Here is a 21,297-nt window from a genome sequence, read left to right on the forward strand (position 1 = left end):
TGCCTGGTCATTTTTTGAAAGGCCACGGAGGCTGTTATGCTCAGTATCTTCAAACCTGCGCCACACCGGGCGCGTCTGCCAGAGGCAGAAATTGATCCGCTATACCGTCGTCTGCGTTGGCAAATTTTCCTGGGGATCTTCTTCGGGTACGCGGCGTACTACCTTGTACGTAAAAACTTTGCGCTCGCCATGCCGTATCTGGTGGAGCAGGGCTTTTCACGCGGCGATCTGGGATTCGCGCTGTCGGGGATCTCTATCGCCTACGGTTTTTCTAAATTCATCATGGGTTCCGTGTCGGATCGCTCGAATCCGCGCGTGTTCCTGCCCGCCGGTCTGATCCTGGCGGCAGCGGTCATGCTGTTCATGGGCTTTGTGCCGTGGGCGACGTCCAGCATTGCCATTATGTTTGTCCTGCTGTTCATCTGCGGCTGGTTCCAGGGGATGGGGTGGCCGCCGTGCGGGCGTACCATGGTCCACTGGTGGTCGCAGAAAGAGCGTGGCGGTATTGTATCGGTGTGGAACTGCGCGCATAACGTCGGGGGCGGGCTTCCACCTCTGCTGTTCCTGCTGGGGATGGCCTGGTTCAACGACTGGCACGCCGCGCTTTATATGCCTGCCTTTGGCGCCATTCTGGTGGCGATTATTGCCTTCGCCCTGATGCGCGATACGCCGCAGTCCTGCGGGCTGCCGCCGATTGAAGAGTACAAAAACGACTATCCGGACGATTACAGCGAGAAGCACGAAGAAGAGCTGACCGCAAAACAGATCTTCATGAAGTACGTGCTGCCGAACAAGCTGCTGTGGTACATCGCGGTAGCGAACGTGTTTGTTTACCTGCTGCGCTACGGCATTCTGGACTGGTCTCCGACCTACCTGAAAGAAGTGAAGCACTTCGCGCTGGATAAATCCTCCTGGGCCTACTTCCTGTATGAATATGCCGGGATCCCGGGCACGCTGATTTGCGGCTGGATGTCGGACAAAGTGTTTAAAGGCAACCGCGGCGCGACGGGCGTGTTCTTTATGACCCTCGTGACCATCGCCACCGTGGTGTACTGGCTTAACCCACCGGGTAATCCGGGCGTGGATATGGCCTGTATGATCGTTATCGGCTTCCTTATTTACGGTCCGGTGATGCTGATCGGCCTGCACGCGCTGGAGCTGGCGCCGAAAAAAGCGGCGGGCACGGCGGCAGGTTTTACCGGTCTGTTTGGTTACCTGGGCGGCTCGGTCGCGGCGAGCGCCATTGTGGGCTATACCGTTGACTTCTTCGGCTGGAACGGCGGCTTTATGGTGATGATCGGCGGTAGCGTGCTGGCGGTTCTGCTGCTGGTTATTGTGATGATCGGCGAGAAACGTCACCACGCGGAAGTGCTGGCGCGTCGTCAATAAGGAGCATTGCGATGAAATTAACTCAACTAGCAACCGGTCTGCTGCTGGCAGGCCTGATGACAGGCTCCGCGCTGGCGGCGGATAAAATCGTTATTGCTCACCGCGGTGCCAGCGGCTATCTGCCGGAGCATACGCTGCCGGCGAAAGCGATGGCCTATGCGCAGGGCGCGGATTACCTGGAGCAGGATCTGGTGATGACCAAGGACGACCAACTGGTCGTCCTGCATGACCACTATCTTGACCGCGTGACGGACGTGGCGGGGCGTTTCCCGGACCGCGCCCGCAAGGATGGCCGTTTCTACGCCATCGATTTCACCCTGGCAGAGATCCGCTCCCTGAAGTTTACCGAAGGCTTCGAGATTGAAAACGGCAAGAAGGTGCAGGTCTACCCGGGACGTTTCCCGATGGGCAAATCCGACTTCCGAATCCATACCTTCCAGGAAGAGATTGAGTTTGTTCAGGGGCTGAACCACTCCACCGGTAAAAATATCGGCATCTACCCGGAAATCAAAGCGCCGTGGTTCCATCATCAGGAAGGAAAAGACATTGCCGCGAAGACGCTGGAGGTGCTGAAACAGTACGGCTACACCAGCAAGAAGGACAAAGTTTACCTGCAATGTTTTGACGCCGCCGAGCTGAAGCGCATCAAAACCGAGCTGGAGCCGAAGATGGGGATGGATCTCAATCTGGTACAGCTGATTGCCTATACCGACTGGAACGAAACCCAGGAGAAGCAGCCGGACGGGAAGTGGGTGAACTACAGCTACGACTGGATGTTCAAGCCGGGCGCAATGAAGCAGATTGCCCAGTACGCCGACGGCATCGGGCCGGATTACCACATGCTGGTGGCGGAAGGCTCAACGCCGGGCCACGTGAAGCTGACGGCGATGGTGAAAGAGGCGCACGCCAGCAAGATGCAGGTGCATCCGTACACGGTGCGTGCAGACCAGCTGCCGCCGTACGCCACGGATGTGAATCAGCTCTATGAGGTGTTGTATAAGCAGGCGGACGTGGACGGACTGTTTACGGATTTCCCGGATAAAGCGATGACGTTCTTAAAATAGAAAAAGGGCCGTAAGGCCCTTTTTTACATCTCGATCTCAATATCGCCTTTTGCCCGGCAGCAGCAGGGCAAAATTTCTCCTTCACTGATAAAGGCCAGCGGCTCGGTCAGCCAGTCCACCTGGCCTGCGACCAGACGGCAGCGGCAGGAACCGCAATAGCCTTCACGACACTGGTACTCTACCTCCACCTGATGCGCTTCAAGCGCCACCAGCAGGGAAGGATGCTCTTCCTGGCACAGCACTTCGGTGCCAGAAAGGCTCAGCGTTACGCGGCTCATCAGAGCTGGAAATCACTCAGGTCGTCGGTGTTGACTTCAGAATCAATCTGACCGACCAGATAAGAGCTCACTTCCACTTCCTGCGGCGCGACCTGCACGTTATCGGACACCAGCCAGGTGTTGATCCACGGGATAGGGTTAGAGCGTGTCTGGAACGGCAGATCCAGCCCAACCGCCTGCATGCGGATGTTGGTGATGTACTCAACGTACTGGCACAGGATGTCTTTGTTCAGGCCAATCATGGAGCCGTCGCGGAACAGGTAGTCTGCCCACTCTTTCTCCTGCTGGGCCGCCAGCACGAACAGGTCATAGCACTCCTGCTTGCACTCTTCGGCGATTTCCGCCATCTCCGGGTCGTCCGTACCGCTGCGCAGCAGGTTCAGCATGTGCTGGGTGCCGGTCAGGTGCAGGGCTTCATCACGGGCAATGAGACGGATGATTTTGGCGTTGCCTTCCATCAGCTTGCGCTCGGCAAAGGCGAAGGAGCAGGCGAAGCTCACGTAGAAGCGGATCGCTTCCAGCGCGTTGACGCTCATCAGGCACAGGTACAGCTGCTTTTTCAGCGCGCGCAGGTTCACGGTAATGGTTTTACCGTTCACGCTGTGGGTGCCTTCACCCAGCAGATGCCAGTAGCTGGTCATCTCGATCAGTTCGTCGTAGTAGTGGGCAATGCCTTCCGCGCGCTTCTGGATCTGCTCGTTGGTGACGATATCGTCAAACACCACCGCCGGATCGTTCACGATGTTGCGGATGATGTGGGTGTAAGAGCGGGAGTGGATCGTCTCGGAAAACGCCCAGGTTTCCACCCAGGTTTCCAGCTCGGGAATGGAGATCAGCGGCAGCAGCGCCACGTTCGGGCTACGACCCTGAATGGAGTCCAGCAGCGTCTGGTACTTCAGGTTGCTGATGAAGATATGCTTTTCGTGATCCGGCAGCGACTGGTAATCAATACGGTCGCGGGAAACGTCCACTTCTTCCGGACGCCAGAAGAAGGAGAGTTGCTTTTCAATCAGCTTTTCGAAGATGTCATATTTTTGCTGATCGTAGCGTGCCACGTTGACCGGCTGGCCGAAGAACATCGGCTCTTTGAGCTGGTCGTTTTTCGTCTGTGAAAAGGTGGTATATGCCATGAGTGTGTCCTGTCTTACGAAATAAAGGCGGGGATATCCCCGCCCTTCATTAGATCTTACATGCGCCGCTTTCGCAGCCATCGTCCTGAATTGACGGTACCAGGTCATCCTGGGCGTCTTCTGCACCGTCACGGGTGTTGTGATAGTACAGGGTTTTCACGCCGAATTTATAGGCGGTCAACAGGTCTTTCAACAGCTGCTGCATCGGCACCTTACCGGACGGGAAGCGCGTCGGGTCGTAGTTGGTGTTGGCAGAGATCGACTGGTCGATAAACTTCTGCATGATACCCACCAGCTGCAGGTAGCCGTCGTTGTTTGGCATCTCCCACAGCAGCTCGTAGTTGTTGCCCAGCGTTTCGTAATCCGGCACCACCTGACGCAGCACGCCGTCTTTCGACGCTTTAATGCTGACGTGGCCGCGCGGCGGCTCAATACCGTTGGTGGCGTTGGAGATCTGCGAAGAGGTCTCGGACGGCATCAGGGCAGAGAGCGTGGAGTTACGCAGGCCGTGCGTTTTGATGGATTCGCGCAGGCCTTCCCAGTCGAGGTGCAGCGGCTCGCTGACAATCGCATCCAGGTCTTTCTTGTAGGTGTCGATCGGCAGAATACCTTTTGCGTAGGTGGTTTCGTTGAACCACGGGCACGCGCCTTGCTCTTTCGCCAGCTCGTTAGAGGCTTTCATCAGGTAGTACTGAATCGCTTCGAACGTCTGGTGCGTCAGGTTGTTGGCGCTGCCGTCGGAGTAACGCTTGCCGTTTTTCGCCAGCCAGTAGGCGAAGTTGATCACGCCGATACCCAGGGTACGACGACCCATCGCACCGCGTTTAGCGGCCGGGATTGGGTAATCCTGGTAGTCCAACAGGGCATCCAGCGCGCGAACCGCCAGCACGGCCAGCTCTTCCAGCTCGTCCAGGCTCTTAATCGCACCCAGGTTGAACGCGGACAGCGTACACAGGGCGATTTCGCCATTTTCGTCGTTCACGTCTTCCAGCGGTTTGGTCGGCAGGGCGATCTCCAGGCACAGGTTAGACTGGCGCACTGGCGCTACCACCGGATCAAACGGGCTGTGGGTGTTGCAGTGGTCAACGTTCTGGATGTAGATACGGCCGGTAGAGGCACGTTCCTGCATCATCAGGGAGAACAGGTCTACCGCCTTCAGGCGCTGTTTGCGGATGCTGTCGTCTTTTTCATATTTGGTGTACAGACGCTCGAACTCGTCCTGATCGGCGAAGAACGCATCGTACAGGCCCGGGACGTCGGACGGGCTGAACAGGGTGATGTCTTCGCCTTTCAGCAGGCGGGTGTACATCAGCTTGTTGATCTGCACGCCATAGTCCATGTGGCGCACGCGGTTGCCTTCCACGCCGCGGTTGTTTTTCAGTACCAGCAGGCTTTCCACTTCCAGGTGCCACATTGGGTAGAACAGGGTTGCTGCTCCGCCGCGCACGCCGCCCTGAGAGCAGGATTTTACTGCCGTCTGGAAGTGCTTGTAGAACGGGATACAGCCGGTGTGGAACGCTTCACCGCCGCGAATCGGGCTGCCCAGCGCGCGGATGCGACCGGCGTTGATGCCGATACCGGCACGCTGGGAGACGTATTTCACGATGGCGCTGGAGGTGGCGTTGATGGAATCCAGGCTGTCACCACACTCGATCAGCACGCAGGAGCTGAACTGGCGGGTAGGGGTGCGCACGCCAGACATGATTGGCGTTGGCAGAGAAATCTTGAACGTGGATACCGCATCGTAGAAACGCTTCACGTAGTCCAGACGGGTCTCACGCGGGTAGTTTGAGAACAGGCAGGCGGCTACCAGAATATAGAGGAACTGGGCGCTTTCGTAGATCTCGCCGGTCACACGGTTCTGAACCAGGTATTTGCCTTCGAGCTGCTTCACCGCCGCGTAGGAGAAGTTCATGTCGCGCCAGTGATCGATAAACCCGTTCATCTGCTCGAACTCTTCTTCCGTATAGTCTTCCAGCAGATGCGTGTCGTATTTGCCCAGCTCGACCATTTTCACCACGTGATCGTAAAGCTTCGGCGGCTCGAACTGGCCGTAAGCTTTTTTACGCAGGTGGAAAATCGCCAGACGTGCAGCGAGGTACTGATAATCCGGCGCTTCGCGGGAGATGAGGTCTGCCGCTGCTTTAATGATCGTTTCGTGGATATCAGACGTTTTAATGCCGTCGTAGAACTGAATGTGGGAACGCAGTTCAACCTGGGATATAGATACGTTGTTCAGTCCTTCTGCTGCCCAGTCGAGAACTCGATGGATTTTGTCCAGATTGATACGCTCGGTAGTACCGTCGCGCTTTGTCACCAGCAGACTCTGATTCATGTGGGTTTTACCTGTCCGTGAAATAAAAAATATCCCCCGCTTATCCACAGATCCGTCTTGTGACTAACTCTGTGGATAAATACTACATATAGGGGGTTTGCGATAAGAAAAACGCTATATGGTGAGTATTCTAGTATCGAATCTTTTCAGCACAAGGGTTGATTTTGACGTTAAATTGAGGTTGTGAAAGGGTAAAAAAGCGTAAGTCCTCGTACCGTAAGGCCTGGAAGACATGTCAATAATTAAGAAAAAAAATTCAAAATTTGATCGAGTGCTGATTTCTTCAACGGGAGGTCAGAATTGCGCAACATGATGTCGCGCAATCTTTATAAGAATAACGAATGACGTTAGTCGTTTTTGGCGGTTGTGTGCAACATATAGTTAACATCCACGCCCGGTGCGAGCTTGAATTTATCGGTCAGCGGATTGTAGTGCAGGCCGGTGATGTGCTGCTCTTTGAGCCACGTCTGGTCAACCCAGCTTAACAACTCGGCCGGCTTGATGAATTTCTTCACGTCGTGCGTGCCTTTCGGCACCATGCGCAGCACATACTCCGCGCCGACAACGGCCATCAGCCAGGCTTTGCCGTTGCGGTTGATGGTCGAGAAAAAGACCTGGCCGCCCGGTTTCACCAGTTTTGCACAGGCGTTTACCACGGACTGCGGATCCGGAACGTGCTCCAGCATCTCCATGCAGGTCACCACATCGTACTGGTGGGCATGTTTTGCCGCGTGCGCTTCCACAGTTTCCTGCACATATTCCACCTGTATACCGGACTCCAGCGCATGAAGACGGGCAACCTGCAGCGGCTCAAAGCCCATGTCCAGGCCGGTGACGGTGGCCCCTTCGCGCGCCATGCTCTCCGCCAGGATGCCGCCGCCGCAGCCGACGTCGAGCACTTTCTTACCGAACAGACCGCCGGAACGCTCCGCGATATAGCCCAGACGCAGCGGGTTAATGCGATGCAGCGGTTTGAACTCACCTTCGAGATCCCACCAGCGGGACGCCACCGCTTCAAATTTGGCAATCTCTTCGTGGTCAACGTTTTGTGCCACCGGGGATTTTTCGGCATTCATGGGCGCTTTTACTCCTTATTTAGCAAGACAAGGGAGTATATCAGGCAATCCCTGTGAATAAAGCGTATAGGTTTACCTGTATCACCGCGGCTGTGTTATAATTTGCGACCTTTGAATCCGGGATACAGTAGAGGGATAGCGGTTAGATGAGCGACCTTGCGAGAGAAATTACACCGGTTAACATCGAGGAAGAGCTGAAGAGCTCCTATCTGGACTATGCGATGTCGGTCATTGTTGGCCGTGCGCTGCCGGACGTCCGCGATGGCCTGAAGCCGGTACACCGTCGCGTACTATACGCCATGAACGTATTGGGCAATGACTGGAATAAAGCCTACAAAAAATCTGCCCGTGTCGTTGGTGACGTAATCGGTAAATACCATCCTCATGGTGATTCCGCGGTGTACGACACTATCGTCCGTATGGCGCAGCCATTCTCGCTGCGTTACATGCTGGTAGATGGTCAGGGTAACTTTGGTTCTATCGACGGCGACTCCGCCGCGGCAATGCGTTATACGGAAATCCGTCTGGCGAAGATTGCCCATGAGCTGATGGCCGACCTGGAAAAAGAGACGGTTGATTTCGTTGATAACTACGACGGCACGGAAAAAATTCCTGACGTTATGCCAACGAAGATCCCTAACCTGCTGGTGAACGGCTCGTCCGGTATCGCCGTCGGTATGGCAACCAACATTCCGCCACACAACATCACGGAAGTGATCAACGGCTGCCTGGCCTATATCGACGATGAAGACATCAGCATTGAAGGGCTGATGGAACACATCCCGGGCCCGGACTTCCCGACGGCGGCGATCATTAACGGTCGTCGCGGCATTGAAGAAGCGTACCGCACCGGCCGCGGCAAGATTTACATCCGTGCCCGTGCTGAAGTGGAAGCGGACGCGAAAACCGGCCGTGAAACCATCATTGTTCACGAGATCCCGTATCAGGTGAACAAAGCGCGTCTGATTGAAAAAATCGCCGAGCTGGTAAAAGAGAAACGCGTTGAAGGCATCAGCGCGCTGCGTGACGAGTCTGACAAAGACGGTATGCGCATCGTGATTGAAATCAAGCGCGACGCGGTGGGTGAGGTTGTGCTGAATAACCTCTACTCCCAGACTCAGCTTCAGGTCTCCTTCGGTATCAACATGGTTGCGCTGCACCATGGTCAGCCGAAGATCATGAACCTGAAAGAGATCCTGAGCGCGTTCGTGCGTCACCGCCGTGAAGTGGTGACCCGTCGTACCATCTTCGAGCTGCGCAAAGCGCGCGACCGTGCACACATCCTTGAAGCGCTGGCGGTTGCGCTGGCCAACATCGACCCGATCATCGAACTGATCCGTCGTGCGCCAACCCCGGCTGAAGCGAAAGCGTCGCTGGTTGCGCGTCCGTGGGATTTGGGTAACGTGGCGGCGATGCTGGAACGTGCGGGCGATGACGCCGCGCGTCCTGAGTGGCTGGAGCCTGAATTCGGCGTGCGTGACGGTCAGTACTACCTGACTGAACAGCAGGCCCAGGCGATTCTGGATCTGCGCCTGCAGAAGCTGACCGGCCTTGAGCACGAAAAACTGCTCGACGAGTACAAAGAGCTGCTGGAGCAAATTGCTGAGCTGCTGCACATCCTGGGTAGCGCCGAGCGCCTGATGGAAGTGATCCGCGAAGAGCTGGAGCTGGTCCGCGATCAGTTCGGCGACGAGCGCCGCACCGAAATCACCGCGAACAGCTCTGATATCAACATTGAAGATCTGATCAACCGCGAAGACGTGGTGGTCACCCTGTCTCACCAGGGCTATGTGAAGTATCAGCCGCTGACCGACTACGAAGCACAGCGTCGTGGCGGTAAGGGCAAATCTGCTGCACGCATTAAAGAAGAAGACTTTATTGACCGCCTGCTGGTGGCCAACACCCACGACACGATCCTCTGCTTCTCCAGCCGCGGCCGTCTGTACTGGATGAAGGTCTATCAGCTGCCGGAAGCGAGCCGTGGCGCGCGTGGTCGTCCAATCGTCAACCTGCTGCCGCTGGAAGCGAACGAACGTATCACCGCTATTCTGCCGGTACGCGAGTACGAAGAGGGCGTGAACGTCTTTATGGCGACCGCCAGCGGTACCGTGAAGAAAACCGCGCTGACCGAATTCAGCCGTCCACGTTCTGCCGGTATTATTGCGGTGAACCTGAACGAAGGCGACGAGCTGATCGGTGTGGATCTGACCTCCGGTTCTGATGAAGTGATGTTGTTCTCTGCGGCCGGTAAAGTGGTGCGCTTCAAAGAGAATGCCGTGCGCGCAATGGGTCGTACGGCGACTGGCGTGCGCGGTATTAAACTGGCGGGTGAAGATTCCGTTGTTTCCCTGATCGTTCCACGTGGCGAAGGCGCAATCCTGACCGTCACCCAGAACGGCTACGGTAAGCGTACGGCGGAAAGCGAATATCCGACCAAGTCACGCGGCACGCAGGGCGTTATTTCCATCAAGGTCACCGAACGCAACGGGTCCGTTGTAGGCGCGGTGCAGGTGGACGATGCCGACCAGATCATGATGATCACCGATGCCGGTACGCTGGTGCGTACCCGCGTGTCCGAGATCAGCGTGGTGGGCCGTAACACCCAGGGCGTTATCCTTATCCGTACGGCGGAAGATGAAAACGTGGTGGGTCTGCAGCGCGTTGCTGAGCCGGTGGACGACGAAGAGCTCGACTCTATTGACGGCAGCGTCGCGGAAGGTGATGACGAAATCGCACCGGAAGCGGAGACCGACGATGACGCAGCGGATGACGCTGACGAGTAACGTCTCATGACGCATAAAGGGCCGGATTCCGGCCCTTTTCTTTTGCAGTTGCAGATACGTGAACGTTGCGACAAGCCGCGTTTACCGCTACCTTAACCACATTCTTTTGACCCCGACGGCGGAGCCTCGCCCCTTTGAAATACCTCGTCTCCTTTCGTACCACGCTGAAAGTTTCTCGCTATCTGTTCCGGGCGCTGGCGCTCCTGCTTTGGCTGCTGGTGGTCTTGCTGTCGGTGTTTTACATCGTCAATGCGCTGCACCAGAAAGAAGCGGAGATTCGCCAGGAGTTTAATTTAAGCTCCGATCAGGCCCAGCGCTACATTCAGCGAACATCGGACGTGATGAAGGAGCTGAAGTATATTGCCGAAAATCGGCTGACGGCGGAAAACGGTATCCTTGCCCTTCGCGGGCGCAATGACAAAACCGAAGTGCCGGACTTCCAGCCGCTGTTCCCGGACTCCGATTGCTCCACCATGAGCAATACCTGGCGCGGGTCGCTGGAATCCCTCGCCTGGTTTATGCGCTACTGGCGCGATAACTTTTCCGCCGCCTACGATCTCAACCGCGTATTCCTGATTGGCAGCGAAAATCTCTGCATGGCTGACTTTGGCCTGCGCGATGTGCCCGTCGAGCGCGATGATGCGCTGAAAAGCCTGCACGAGCGTATTGTCAAATATCGCAATGCCCCGCAGGACGAGCGCGGGAATAACATCTTCTGGATTAGCCAGGGGCCGCGTATGGGCGTGGGCTATTTCTACGCGCTGACGCCGGTTTATCTGGGCAATCGCCTGCAGGCGCTGCTGGGGATTGAGCAGACCATTCGCATGGAAAACTTCTTCACGCCGGGCAGCCTGCCGATGGGCGTGACTATTCTGGATGAAAATGGGCATCAGCTGATCTCACTCGCCGGGCCGGATAAGAGTTTGAACGTCGATCCGCACTGGATGCAGGAACGCTCATGGTTTGGCTACACCTCCGGCTTCCGCGAGCTGGTGCTGAAAAAAAGCCTGCCGCCATCGTCGCTGAGCATTGTCTACTCGCTGCCGGTGGATATGGTGCTCGAGCGGATACGTATTCTTATTATGAATGCGATTCTGCTGAACCTGCTGGTGGGGGGCGCGCTGTTCACGCTGGCGCGCATGTATGAGCGTAGAATCTTTATTCCCGCCGAAAGTGACGCACAGCGTCTGGAGGAGCACGAGCAGTTCAACCGCAAAATTGTCGCTTCCGCGCCGGTGGGGATCTGCATTCTGCGTACCCAGGACGGGACCAACATCCTGAGTAACGAGCTGGCGCACAACTACCTGAATATGCTGACGCACGAGGACCGGCAAAGGCTGACGCAGATCATCTGCGGGCAGCAGGTGAACTTTGTCGACGTGCTCACCAGCACCCACACCAACCTGCAGATAAGCTTTGTCCATTCCCGCTATCGCAATGAAAACGTAGCGATTTGCGTGCTGGTGGATGTCTCCGCGCGCGTGAAGATGGAAGAGTCGCTGCAGGAGATGGCGCAGGCCGCGGAGCAGGCCAGCCAGTCGAAATCCATGTTCCTGGCTACCGTAAGCCACGAGCTGCGTACGCCGCTGTACGGGATTATCGGTAACCTCGATCTGCTGCAGACGAAAGAGTTGCCGAAAGGCGTCGATCGGCTGGTAACGGCGATGAACAACTCCTCCAGCCTGCTGCTGAAGATCATCAGCGATATTCTCGACTTCTCTAAAATTGAGTCTGAGCAGCTGAAAATCGAGCCGCGCGAGTTTTCGCCGCGTGAGGTTATGAACCACATCAGCGCCAACTATCTGCCACTGGTGGTGCGTAAACAGCTGGGGCTCTACTGCTTTATCGAACCGGATGTGCCGCTGACGCTGCACGGCGATCCGATGCGTCTGCAGCAGGTCATCTCTAACCTGCTCAGCAACGCCATCAAATTCACCGATATCGGCTGCATAGTGCTACACGTTTGCAGGGCAGGGGATTACCTGAGCATCCGCGTGCGCGACACGGGGGTGGGTATTCCGGCCAAGGAGGTGGTACGTCTGTTCGACCCGTTCTTCCAGGTCGGCACCGGCGTGCAGCGTAACTTCCAGGGCACCGGTCTGGGGCTGGCGATTTGCGAGAAGCTCGTCAGCATGATGGACGGTGACATTTCTGTGGATACTGAGCCCGGCATGGGCAGTCAGTTCACCATCCGCATTCCGCTCTATTCGGCGCAGTATCCGGCAAAAGCCGCAGTTGACGGGCTGAGCGACAAGCGCTGCTGGCTGGCAGTCAATAATGCCTCGCTGAATGACTATCTGACGGCGCTGCTCACCCATAGCGGCGTGAGGGTCTGCCGCTATGAAGGCCAGATGCCGGACGTGGATGATGTGCTCATCACCGACGAGGTGCCTGAACAGCCGTGGCAGGGGAGAGGAACGGTGCTCTTCTGCCGCCGCCACATTGGCATACCGGTTGAACGGGCGCCGGGGGAATGGGTTCACAGCGTCGCAACGCCGCATGAGCTGTTGAGCCTGCTGGCCCGTATCTACAAAGTCGAGCTGGAAGAGAACGACGGTGCAGGCGCGCTGCCGTCACCGGAAGGTCTGGCGTCAGTGAATGACGATATGATGATTCTGGTGGTGGATGACCATCCGATTAACCGTCGCCTGCTGGCTGACCAGCTTGGATCGCTGGGCTACCAGTGCAAAACCGCCAATGACGGCGTGGATGCGCTGAATGTGCTGAGTAAAAATCATATTGATATCGTGCTGAGCGACGTCAACATGCCTAACATGGACGGCTACCGGCTGACGCAGCGCATCCGACAGCTTGGCCTGACGCTGCCGGTGGTGGGCGTAACGGCGAACGCGCTGGCGGAAGAGAAGCAGCGCTGTCTGGAGTCCGGCATGGACAGCTGCCTGTCGAAACCGGTCACGCTGGACGTGCTTAAGCAGACGTTGTCGATTTACGCGGATCGCGTGAGAAAAACCAGAATATAAAAAAGGCCCGCAAGGGCCTTTTACGTTTTTCACCCTCTCCCTGTGGGAGAGGGCTGGGGTGAGGGCATCAGGCCGCACACCCGTCAGGGATCAATCCTTATCCGATGCGCTCAGCGTAACGGAGGAGAGATAGTTCAGCAGGGCAATATCGTTGTCCACGCCCAGCTTCATCATTGCGGATTTCTTCTGGCTACTGATGGTTTTAATGCTGCGGTTCAGCTTCTTGGCAATCTCGGTCACCAGGAAACCTTCAGCGAACAGGCGCAGAACCTCACTCTCTTTCGGCGACAGGCGTTTGTCACCGTAGCCACCCGCGCTGATTTTTTCCAGCAGACGAGAGACGCTCTCAGGCGTGAACTTCTTGCCTTTCTGCAGCGCAGCGAGCGCTTTTGGCAGATCGGTCGGAGCGCCTTGTTTCAGCACAATTCCTTCGATGTCCAGATCCAGCACGGCGCTCAGGATCGCCGGGTTGTTGTTCATGGTCAGAACAATGATCGAGATGTCCGGGAAGTGACGTTTAATATATTTGATGAGCGTGATCCCATCTCCGTATTTGTCCCCAGGCATGGAGAGATCGGTAATGAGCACGTGTGCATCAAGCTTTGGGAGGTTATTGATCAGTGCTGTAGAGTCTTCAAATTCACCGACTACATTCACCCACTCGATCTGTTCAAGTGATTTGCGAATACCGAACAGTACAATCGGATGGTCATCGGCAATAATTACGTTCATATTGTTCATGTATAAGGCTACCTTGCTACAGCAAGCTTTTGACGTAGGCGTCAATGTCGCTGATGTATTTTTCAATGCCAGAGGCATCTTTCTCACGAATTAGATGTTCCAGCGTTTCACATAACTGCTTGCCGGGAACCAGATTAAGCATGGCAAACACCCCTTTAAGCCGGTGTGCTGTCTGTGCCAGCGCTGCAAAATCATTCGCAGCGGACTCAGTATACAACCGCTTCACATCATCTGGTACTGTATCAACAAAGAGGGAATAGTATCCGCTGGCGTGAAGCTCGGCATTTTCATTGCCGCCTAACGGGGATTCCGTTATCTCTTCCTGCGCCAGCTGCTCTTCTATTAGTTGTAGTACAGCTTCCTGCATCGCATTGCTTATATTAAAGTTGACGCGCAGCTGGCCAGGGCCGATTTTCCGCACGCCTGACTCATCATCGCTTAAAAGCAAGCCCGAGGCAGTAAGATTAGACGGATTATCAGTTAAAAACAGATCAAATTCTTGACTTGCCAGCCTTTCATCCGGCGTGATGCAGGCCGCGCCCCAGTTTTCGAGCTGACGAACCACAATATTGCGGATCTCGTTTGAGGTCACATCCACCATCACCACGACATCATCCAGCAGGCGTTCTTCATCTTCTTCCTGCGGATTGGCGGCCATTTTCACGTGCAGAGAGTAACGCGTACCCAGTGATTCACGGGCCTTGATATTCAGATGGCCGCCGAGCTTACGCGCCAGCTGATCGCACAGCCAGAAGGTCAGGGCGTTAGCCTTGCCGTAATGATCGCTTTGCGTGTCATTCAGGAACGGGAAGTGCAGATTATCAATTTCACTCGCCGTGACGCCTTCCCCGGTGTCCAGGATACGGAATGTCAGGCGATCTTCCGCCGACTCGTCGGTGCTCACTTCAAGGGTTATCTTGCCAATCTGCGTGGTGGTCACGGCGTACTGAATAATCATCAGCAGAATACGACGCAGCGCCTCGCGGTCGCCGTGACGTTCGTCATTGGCGGGTAAATGGTTGTTGATCAGTAGCTGCAGCCCTTTGCGCTTAATGACGGGCAGGACTTCCGGAACCACTTCATCGATCAGATCCTGAATGGAGAAGAGAGAAGGGGTGCCTTTCCAGAAATCATTCTCCAGCATGTTCGCCAGCTGGATCTCATCCACCATGCGGACCAGCGAGTCGGCCTGGCAGGCGAGCTGGTGGCTTTCAGACGTGTTTAACGCCGCCGCCTGGGTCGCCAGCGTTTTTAACGGCTGCTTGAAGGCATCGCCAATGTTCTGCATAAATGCTGCGCGCCCCTGCTGGTTCTTCTCATACAGCCTTTGCGCCTGCTTGAGCTTTTTATTCACCAGCACTTCGCGATCCTGGTCGCGGATGATGAAGATTTGCGTGCGCGGGGCTACCTGGCTGCGGAACTGACGGATCTCGTACAGTTCATTGTTAATGGTGGCCTGAATGACTCCCTGGTGCTGATCCGCCATGGTGGTGATGTTTTGCAGGTTAAGGTGCGGCAGCAGATGGTCGGCAATTTTATTGCTCATTACCGTGCGATTCGCTTCCTGATCGTGAACTAACACCCCAAGCGGCAGCACGGAAACAATCTCTTCATTGAGCGCGCGCAACACGCGTAGCTCATTGGTATTGCCCGCGGAGACCGCAGACGCGTCGCTCTGGCGCCCAGGCTGGAAGCGGAAGGTACTGTAGCCGAACAGCGCCAGCGCCAGCAGGCCGATATTCAGCAGCAGAGGTAGCAGAATATTTTGCAGGGTGTCGAGCAGCAGCGTGCCAAACGGTACCTGCCACACCAGACGCATGCCTGTTGAGTTCAGCGACGAGGCAATTTCAATTTTCGAGCCGTTAAAGGAGATTGTGACGCTCTCTGCGGCCTCTTTGTCAGACGCCGCACGCATGTTCTGGGTGCTGCTGTCGGGCTCCAGACGGAAGCTGTCGAGCGGCATATCCGGCGGGATCAAATCATTAATGGGTAAATCAAAGGCCACGACTGTCGCCAGATGTCCCGGCTGGTTAAAGGTGGTACGCAGGGTAAAATAGTGACCATTCTGCCATGCCAGCCGGCGCAGCGATGAGAAGCTCTCACGTTCATCAAGGGCGTTGGCCTGCTGCAGCATTTCTGCCCGGCGGGAGTCGACAATGCTGCCGACCGTCGTCTCTTTAAATCCGGAAGAGAGATCTTTCAACGGCAGCGTCGAGATCAGGATCATGCTGTTGTCCTGACCGTTCAGATAGTACATCGACCACGGTACTGTTTCTGCGCCCCAGAGGGTATCCAGGTAGGTCGAAATACGCTGCGTCATCTCAAGGGTCGCGCTGTCGTGAGAGCCAAAGATAAGCGCTTCAGTCTTACGCTGCGGTTTTTCGAGGTAGTAGACGTCCTGCTTCAGCCGCGTTTCCTGAAGTCCATCCCCGGACGAACTGGCAGGCGCCGCGGCAATGTTGTCGTAAATCTGCCAGGTGGCGTAGCGCCAGGTATCAATGCGCTTGTGAACGGCATGAGTAATATCAACCACCTGATAGCTCTTATCCTTCAGCCAGGCGTTAACCGCGCTCTGCACCATCACGCCCATTGTGACTAACAGCACAACGATCAAAAGAAGAAAGAAACGGGTGATGCTCCCGGGAAGGAGGGAGAATTTGCTCGGGGCGGTAGTTTCAGTCTGACTCATTGATATCTTTAACCCGTGATGGTCGTGCTCTGTGGCGATAGGGCAGTATAAAGGGTAATAACTGAATTTCCAGCGCCACTGTCCTGGAACAGGCGACTTTTTCGATGGCCCGTACGGGAGATGAAGTGTGTGTTAAATGTGTACAAGCCGATGATGCGTGTACAAATACAAAATGCTTTCGCGCATTAAATAGCACGAATTAACAAGAAATTAAGTTTTGTTCAAATTTTCGCATTCTGCGCGGAGGTGGGCGAGAATTTAGTTAATAGTCGTTACAATTTCGCTGCGGTAGCACAAAAAAAGAAAAGTTACGTAAAGAAGGGTAAAAAAAAACCGAATGCGAAGCATCCGGTTGAATTAGGGATAAACAGACATTCAAAGCTGAATGACGGTAATAAATAAAGTTAATGATGATAGCGAGAGTTATTTTAGAGATTGGAGTCGATCTTGTTTTGTCATTCAGTGCGGTAACGTTTTTTATTTTAACTCATTGATTTGGTTGGGTTGATTTTTCTTTTTGATTATAAGTGCTAAATTTCTAAGCTTTTTGTGCTTTGTAAAAGTTCCTTTTCATTTACATCTTGAAACATGTTGATAGATAAATGAAACATCTTCAAAGTTTTCGTATCATATTCGCATTGGATTATTCTGTAATTTTGCGGAGAATGAAATTGCCGACTGGTTAATGAGGGTTAACCAGTAAGCAGTGGCAATTATAAGGCATATAACAGAGGGTTAATAAAATGAAAGTTAAAGTACTGTCCCTCCTGGTACCAGCACTGCTGGTAGCAGGCGCAGCAAATGCGGCCGAAATTTATAACAAAGATGGCAACAAATTAGATCTGTACGGCAAAGTTGATGGTCTGCACTATTTCTCTGACGACAAGAGTGCTGACGGCGACCAGACCTACATGCGTCTTGGCTTCAAAGGCGAAACTCAGGTTAACGATCAGCTGACCGGTTACGGCCAGTGGGAATACCAGATCCAGGGTAACACGACGGAAAGTGACAACCAGTCCTGGACGCGTGTGGCGTTTGCCGGTCTGAAATTCGCTGAAGCGGGTTCTTTCGATTACGGTCGTAACTACGGCGTGATCTACGACGTAACTTCCTGGACTGACGTTCTGCCAGAATTTGGCGGCGATACCTACGGCTCAGACAACTTCCTGCAGTCTCGTGCAAACGGCGTGGCGACCTATCGTAACCAGGACTTCTTCGGTCTGGTTGACGGCCTGAACTTTGCGCTGCAGTACCAGGGTAAAAACGGCAGCGTAAGCGGTGAAAACGTCGGTGGACGCAGCCTGCTGAAACAGAACGGCGACGGCTACGGTGCTTCCGTAACCTATAACCTGGGCGAAGGCTTCAGCGTGGGTGGTGCGATGTCCTCCTCCAAACGTACCGCTGACCAGAACGCACCGGGCGTTTACGGTAACGGCGATCACGCAGAAGTCTATTCTGGCGGCCTGAAATACGATGCCAACAACATCTACCTGGCAGCGCAGTACTCACAGACCTACAATGCAACCCGCTTCGGTACCTCTAACGGCGACAGCCCGACTACCGCTTACGGCTTTGCTAACAAAGCGCAGAACTTCGAAGTGGTTGCTCAGTACCAGTTCGACTTTGGTCTGCGTCCATCCGTGGCTTACCTGCAGTCCAAAGGTAAAGACATCGAAGGTTACGGCGATCAGGATCTGCTGAAATATGTTGATGTAGGTGCGACTTACTACTTCAACAAAAACATGTCCACCTACGTGGATTACAAAATCAACTTGGTTGATGAAAATGAGTTCACCCGTCAGGCCGGCATCGGTACTGATGATATCGTCGCGCTGGGTCTGGTTTACCAGTTCTAATCGCGTCATCGTGTAACTTAAGGGGCCTGATGGCCCCTTTTTTGTGCTTTTTTTGGGCCTCACAATGCAACCGTTTTGGTGTACTCTTGCCGCCCTGGCATGAGGATAATAATGAATGGACATGACTTTTTTACGCGCCAGCTTTCTGGCTATGCTTTTTTTCCTGACTGCGTGTGATGAACCCGCGCCCGTGGCGAAAACCGATGCACCCGCCGCGACGGTGCTTGAAGGCAAAACGATGGGCACCTTCTGGCGCGTCAGCGTGATGGGCCTGGACAAAACGCGCGCTGATGAACTTCGCGGCAAAATCCAGTCTCAGCTGGATGCCGACGATCAGCTGCTCTCAACCTATAAAAATGACTCGGCGCTGATGCGCTTCAATCTCTCCACCAGTACCTCCCTGTGGCCGGTGAGCGAAGCGATGGCCGATATCGTCACTGAATCGATGCGCGTAGGATACAAAACCAACGGCGCGATGGACGTCACCGTCGGTCCCCTGGTGAATCTCTGGGGATTTGGTCCCAACAAACAGCCGGTGACCACGCCGGACAATGCGGCTATTGATGATGCCCGCGCCCGGACAGGGCTACAGCATCTGACGGTCATCAACCAGTACGGTCAGCAGTATCTGCAAAAGGATATTCCCGATCTGTTTGTCGATCTGTCGACGGTAGGGGAAGGCTACGCGGCGGATCACCTTGCCGCGCTGATGATGCAGGAAGGGATTTCGCGCTACCTGGTCTCCGTGGGCGGCGCGTTAGTTAGCCGGGGCATGAACGCCAGCGGTAAACCGTGGCGCGTGGCGATTCAAAAACCGACCGATCGGCAAAACGCCGTACAGGCCATTGTGGATATCAACGGACACGGCATCAGTACTTCAGGGAGTTACCGTAACTATTACGAACTCGACGGGAAGCGTATTTCGCACGTGATTGACCCTCAGACCGGACGTCCCATCACGCATAACCTGGTCTCGGTGACCGTGATTGCACCGACTGCGCTGGAAGCCGATGCCTGGGATACCGGCCTGATGGTTCTCGGCCCGGAAAAAGCTAAAGAGGTGGTTCGTCAGGAAGGGCTTGCAGTTTACATGATCACTAAAGAAGGCGACGGATTCAAAACCTGGAGCTCGCCGCAGTTCAACAGCTTCCTGGTGAGCGACAAAAATTAAAAAGCAAGGTTGCGGGTTTTTTATCACTGGCACTCGGGCACGCTAAAGGTATGCTTGTAAGAGGAGCTGATGATGAAAAATCCAACCTACATGAACGATGAGGATCGCTGGCAGGCCGTTCTGGCTCGCGATCCGCGCGCTGACGATCGGTTTGTTTTTGCCGTGCAGACGACGGGGATTTTCTGCCGCCCGTCCTGCCGTGCCCGTCACGCGCTGCGTAAAAATGTCTGCTTTTATCCTGATGTCCAGCATGCCATTCAGGCAGGGTTTCGTCCGTGCAAGCGCTGTATGCCGGACAAACGCGATCCGCAGCAGCAGAAGCTGGCGAAAGTGGAGCATGCCTGTCGCCTTTTGGAGCAGGATCCCGCGCTGACGCTTGAAGGTCTGGCGCAGCAGGTCGCCATGAGTCCTTTCCATTTCCACCGGCTGTTTAAATCCATTACCGGGATGACGCCAAAAGCCTGGCAGCAGGCGGCGCGGGGGCAGCGTCTGCGCACGGCGCTTGCGCAGGGAAACAAAATTACCGATGCCGTGCTGGCGGCAGGTTTTCCCGACAGCAGCAGCTATTACCGCAAAGCCAACGACGCGCTGGGAATGACGGCGAAACAGTACCGCAAAGGTGAGGTACCGGTGCAGTACGCCATCGACGACTGTTCATTAGGACGCTGTCTGGTCGCTGAAAGCGAGCGGGGGATTTGCGCGATACTGCTGGGCGACAGCGATACCGAATTAGCCCAAGAGTTGGCGACGCTGTTTCCAAACGCTGAGCCTGCTCCACGTGAAGATGCCTTCGCTCAGCGTCTCCGTCAGGTCATTGCCAGTATTGATAACCGCGCGGTGCCGCTGACCCTGCCGCTGGATATACGCGGAACCGCGTTCCAGCAGCGGGTATGGCAGGCTCTGCGGAACATCCCCAGCGGGGAAACGGCCAGCTATCAGCAGGTGGCGCAGGCGATTGGCCAGCCCAATGCGGTGCGTGCCGTCGCCGGTGCCTGCGCGGCAAACAGGCTGGCGATTGTGATCCCCTGTCATCGCGTGGTTCGTAACGACGGCGCGCTGTCGGGCTATCGCTGGGGGGCGGCGCGAAAAGCGCTATTACTGAAACGTGAGGCAAAACGCCGGGAGGGATAATGCTCGATCTTTTTGCGGATGCTGAACCCTGGCAGGAGCCGCTTGCGCCGGGAGCGACGATCCTGCGCCGCTTCGCACTCTCCCGCGCGCAGGCATTGCTTGCCGGCATAGAAGAGGTGACGGCCGTTTCACCGTTTCGCCATATGGTAACGCCGGGCGGCTACACCATGTCGGTGGCCATGGCCAACTGCGGGGAACTGGGGTGGGCCACGAACGCGCGGGGCTATCTCTATGCCCCCAACGATCCCGCCACCGGCCAGCCGTGGCCGCCGATGCCTGCAGTTTTTCAGACTCTCTGCCACGAAGCTGCCGTTGCAGCGGATTATCCTGACTTTCGGCCGGATGCTTGCCTGATTAACCGCTACGCCATCGGCGCGAAGCTCTCCCTGCATCAGGACAAAGATGAACCCGATCTGCGTGCGCCTATCGTCTCGGTATCGCTGGGGCTGCCCGCCGTCTTCCAGTTTGGCGGTCTACGCCGCAACGATCCGCTCAAGCGCATCATGCTGGAACATGGTGACGTGGTGGTATGGGGCAGGGAGTCGAGGCTGTACTATCACGGCATTCAGCCCCTGAAGCCCGGGGTTCATCCCCTTACTGGCGAGTACCGCTATAATCTGACTTTCCGTCAGGCGGGCTTTAGCAAACAAAAATAAGAATTATTCTTGATGTC

The 21,297-nt window shown here is 55.4% G+C and carries 14 protein-coding genes; 8 read left to right on the forward strand and 6 right to left on the reverse strand.

What is annotated here, in order from left to right; genetic code table 11:
- The first annotated feature begins 36 nt into the window (after window positions 1-36).
- Window positions 37-1,389 (forward strand): glycerol-3-phosphate transporter, encoded by a 1,353-nt coding sequence (glpT, locus tag URZ40_RS15265; RefSeq protein WP_320720768.1) that lies wholly within the window; start codon window positions 37-39, stop codon window positions 1,387-1,389.
- 11 nt (window positions 1,390-1,400) lie between these two features.
- Complete coding sequence (gene glpQ / locus URZ40_RS15270) at window positions 1,401-2,453, forward strand: glycerophosphodiester phosphodiesterase (protein WP_320720769.1); 1,053 nt, start codon at window positions 1,401-1,403, stop codon at window positions 2,451-2,453.
- A gap of 23 nt (window positions 2,454-2,476) precedes the next feature.
- Here the strand turns inward: glpQ and yfaE are convergent, their stop codons facing one another.
- From yfaE to ubiG, 4 genes are all read right to left on the reverse strand, one after another.
- Window positions 2,477-2,731, reverse strand: a complete 255-nt coding sequence (gene yfaE / locus URZ40_RS15275) for a class I ribonucleotide reductase maintenance protein YfaE (protein ID WP_003859419.1) — start codon at window positions 2,729-2,731, stop codon at window positions 2,477-2,479.
- The gene (gene nrdB, locus URZ40_RS15280; RefSeq protein ID WP_045327964.1) at window positions 2,731-3,861 is read right to left on the reverse strand and encodes a class Ia ribonucleoside-diphosphate reductase subunit beta; all 1,131 of its coding nucleotides are present in this window, start codon (window positions 3,859-3,861) and stop codon (window positions 2,731-2,733) included. Before nrdB ends, yfaE begins: the two co-directional genes overlap by 1 nt.
- A 49-nt stretch (window positions 3,862-3,910) precedes the next feature.
- Complete coding sequence (gene nrdA, locus URZ40_RS15285) at window positions 3,911-6,196, reverse strand: class 1a ribonucleoside-diphosphate reductase subunit alpha (RefSeq protein WP_116338614.1); 2,286 nt, start codon at window positions 6,194-6,196, stop codon at window positions 3,911-3,913.
- A gap of 347 nt (window positions 6,197-6,543) precedes the next feature.
- On the reverse strand, window positions 6,544-7,272 hold the full coding sequence (gene ubiG, locus URZ40_RS15290; protein WP_116338616.1) for a bifunctional 2-polyprenyl-6-hydroxyphenol methylase/3-demethylubiquinol 3-O-methyltransferase UbiG: 729 nt from the start codon (window positions 7,270-7,272) through the stop codon (window positions 6,544-6,546).
- A gap of 146 nt (window positions 7,273-7,418) precedes the next feature.
- Between ubiG and gyrA the strand changes: the two genes are divergently transcribed.
- Both gyrA and rcsC read left to right on the forward strand, forming a co-directional pair.
- A complete protein-coding gene (gene gyrA / locus URZ40_RS15295) occupies window positions 7,419-10,055 on the forward strand; it encodes a DNA topoisomerase (ATP-hydrolyzing) subunit A (protein ID WP_116338618.1) in 2,637 nt (878 codons plus the stop codon).
- A 134-nt stretch (window positions 10,056-10,189) separates the two neighbouring features.
- Window positions 10,190-13,036 (forward strand): two-component system sensor histidine kinase RcsC, encoded by a 2,847-nt coding sequence (rcsC, locus tag URZ40_RS15300; RefSeq protein WP_320720770.1) that lies wholly within the window; start codon window positions 10,190-10,192, stop codon window positions 13,034-13,036.
- A gap of 90 nt (window positions 13,037-13,126) precedes the next feature.
- Here the strand turns inward: rcsC and rcsB are convergent, their stop codons facing one another.
- Together rcsB and rcsD are read right to left on the reverse strand one after the other, a co-directional pair.
- Window positions 13,127-13,777, reverse strand: coding sequence for a response regulator transcription factor RcsB (gene rcsB, locus URZ40_RS15305; protein ID WP_006176468.1), 651 nt, complete (start codon window positions 13,775-13,777; stop codon window positions 13,127-13,129).
- 16 nt (window positions 13,778-13,793) lie between these two features.
- Window positions 13,794-16,466, reverse strand: a complete 2,673-nt coding sequence (gene rcsD, locus URZ40_RS15310; protein ID WP_116338622.1) for a phosphotransferase RcsD — start codon at window positions 16,464-16,466, stop codon at window positions 13,794-13,796.
- Window positions 16,467-17,209: 743 nt separating this feature from the next.
- Here rcsD and URZ40_RS15315 point away from each other — a divergent pair.
- The 4 genes from URZ40_RS15315 to alkB all read left to right on the forward strand — a co-directional run bounded on the left by URZ40_RS15315 (window position 17,210) and on the right by alkB (window position 21,280).
- Window positions 17,210-18,322, forward strand: a complete 1,113-nt coding sequence (locus URZ40_RS15315; RefSeq protein ID WP_080328581.1) for a porin OmpC — start codon at window positions 17,210-17,212, stop codon at window positions 18,320-18,322.
- Window positions 18,323-18,437: 115 nt separating this feature from the next.
- The gene (gene apbE / locus URZ40_RS15320; RefSeq protein ID WP_116338626.1) at window positions 18,438-19,493 is read left to right on the forward strand and encodes an FAD:protein FMN transferase ApbE; all 1,056 of its coding nucleotides are present in this window, start codon (window positions 18,438-18,440) and stop codon (window positions 19,491-19,493) included.
- 72 nt (window positions 19,494-19,565) lie between these two features.
- Window positions 19,566-20,624 (forward strand): bifunctional DNA-binding transcriptional regulator/O6-methylguanine-DNA methyltransferase Ada, encoded by a 1,059-nt coding sequence (gene ada / locus URZ40_RS15325; protein WP_320720780.1) that lies wholly within the window; start codon window positions 19,566-19,568, stop codon window positions 20,622-20,624.
- Window positions 20,624-21,280 (forward strand): DNA oxidative demethylase AlkB, encoded by a 657-nt coding sequence (gene alkB, locus URZ40_RS15330; RefSeq protein WP_163330256.1) that lies wholly within the window; start codon window positions 20,624-20,626, stop codon window positions 21,278-21,280. Before ada ends, alkB begins: the two co-directional genes overlap by 1 nt.
- Window positions 21,281-21,297 lie beyond the last annotated feature (17 nt).

The organism is Enterobacter sp. 296B2, from assembly GCF_034106185.1.
GTDB lineage: Bacteria > Pseudomonadota > Gammaproteobacteria > Enterobacterales > Enterobacteriaceae > Enterobacter > Enterobacter cloacae_N.

Excerpts from the sequence above, each read along its gene's own strand:
- glpT (WP_320720768.1), top strand. The coding sequence starts at position 37 with ATGCTCAGTATCTTCAAACCTGCGCCACACCGGGCGCGTCTGCCAGAG.
- glpQ (WP_320720769.1), top strand. The coding sequence starts at position 1,401 with ATGAAATTAACTCAACTAGCAACCGGTCTGCTGCTGGCAGGCCTGATG.
- yfaE (WP_003859419.1), bottom strand. The coding sequence starts at position 2,731 with ATGAGCCGCGTAACGCTGAGCCTTTCTGGCACCGAAGTGCTGTGCCAG.
- nrdB (WP_045327964.1), bottom strand. The coding sequence starts at position 3,861 with ATGGCATATACCACCTTTTCACAGACGAAAAACGACCAGCTCAAAGAG.
- nrdA (WP_116338614.1), bottom strand. The coding sequence starts at position 6,196 with ATGAATCAGAGTCTGCTGGTGACAAAGCGCGACGGTACTACCGAGCGT.
- ubiG (WP_116338616.1), bottom strand. The coding sequence starts at position 7,272 with ATGAATGCCGAAAAATCCCCGGTGGCACAAAACGTTGACCACGAAGAG.
- gyrA (WP_116338618.1), top strand. The coding sequence starts at position 7,419 with ATGAGCGACCTTGCGAGAGAAATTACACCGGTTAACATCGAGGAAGAG.
- rcsB (WP_006176468.1), bottom strand. The coding sequence starts at position 13,777 with ATGAACAATATGAACGTAATTATTGCCGATGACCATCCGATTGTACTG.
- rcsD (WP_116338622.1), bottom strand. The coding sequence starts at position 16,466 with ATGAGTCAGACTGAAACTACCGCCCCGAGCAAATTCTCCCTCCTTCCC.
- URZ40_RS15315 (WP_080328581.1), top strand. The coding sequence starts at position 17,210 with ATGAAAGTTAAAGTACTGTCCCTCCTGGTACCAGCACTGCTGGTAGCA.
- apbE (WP_116338626.1), top strand. The coding sequence starts at position 18,438 with ATGGACATGACTTTTTTACGCGCCAGCTTTCTGGCTATGCTTTTTTTC.
- ada (WP_320720780.1), top strand. The coding sequence starts at position 19,566 with ATGAAAAATCCAACCTACATGAACGATGAGGATCGCTGGCAGGCCGTT.
- alkB (WP_163330256.1), top strand. The coding sequence starts at position 20,624 with ATGCTCGATCTTTTTGCGGATGCTGAACCCTGGCAGGAGCCGCTTGCG.